Here is an 864-nt window from a genome sequence, read left to right as displayed (position 1 = left end):
TTCTTTTCAATCGCATCAATCTTGGCCTTATCAGCCGGATCTCGTCGTGCCACACTAGTCATTCTGGCTTATCTCCTCATGCAGGTTGGGAACCTACACACAAACCATTAGACACTCTCCGCCAAATATTTTGCTTAAAGCAGACTCACGGGAGTTCTGCTTCCAGTTTGTCTATGACCACCGAACCGAGTACTCGGCTCACACGGATGTGCCACGTGTTAAAGCTGAATCGTTCCTCGTTTTACAAATGGGTCCAAACCCGTAAAAATCGCAGGATAAGAGATGTATTCTGATGCCGTTATTGGTGCAAGAATCGCAACCATCTTTGATGATGAGCTTGGTCTTTACGGCCCTAAACGCATCGACGCAAGCCTGAACGAGGACACGGCGTATGTCCCGATCAATCACAAGAAAGTTGCACGAATTATGAAAGCCATGGGACTTAGAGGCTTCACCAAACGTCGCCGATGCATCACTGTCAGGCGTAAGCCTGGCCACCGCGTCATGCCAGATTTACTAGGCCCGCTTATTCACAGCCAACGAGCCGAATCGCGTTTACGTCGGCGATATTACCTACCTTCCGTGTAAGGGAGGCACAAACATGTATGTGGCCACAGTTATTGACACTTCATTCACGCAAACTTGCAGGTTATGCGCTCGCAGACAACATGCGAGTGTCACTGGTCGTCGATGCAATAGCCCACGCGCACGGTGTACGCGGCAGTCTTGACGGGGCTATATTCCATTCCGATCACGGCAGTGTGTACACCTCACAAGCTTTTAGGAATGAGGTTACCCTCGTTTAGTGGACACCCTATTAGTATGGATCTTGTGTCCGTAGGAGAGGATGTTCATTGTGAGTTC

General features: G+C 49.4%; 2 protein-coding genes. Both read left to right on the top strand.

All coding sequences use genetic code 11. The features are described from left to right. Positions 1–282: 282 nt before the first annotated feature. Positions 283–588, top strand: a complete 306-nt coding sequence (locus ABRP87_RS11225; RefSeq protein WP_349868862.1) for an IS3 family transposase — start codon at positions 283–285, stop codon at positions 586–588. Positions 589–605: 17 nt separating this feature from the next. Then, positions 606–806 (top strand): DDE-type integrase/transposase/recombinase, encoded by a 201-nt coding sequence (locus tag ABRP87_RS11220; protein WP_349868859.1) that lies wholly within the window; start codon positions 606–608, stop codon positions 804–806. Positions 807–864: the final 58 nt, after the last annotated feature.

The organism is Corynebacterium sp. KPL2830, from assembly GCF_040225635.1.
GTDB lineage: Bacteria > Actinomycetota > Actinomycetes > Mycobacteriales > Mycobacteriaceae > Corynebacterium.
Note: the sequence above shows the minus strand (reverse complement) of the source record. Positions and strands in the feature narration are given on the sequence as shown.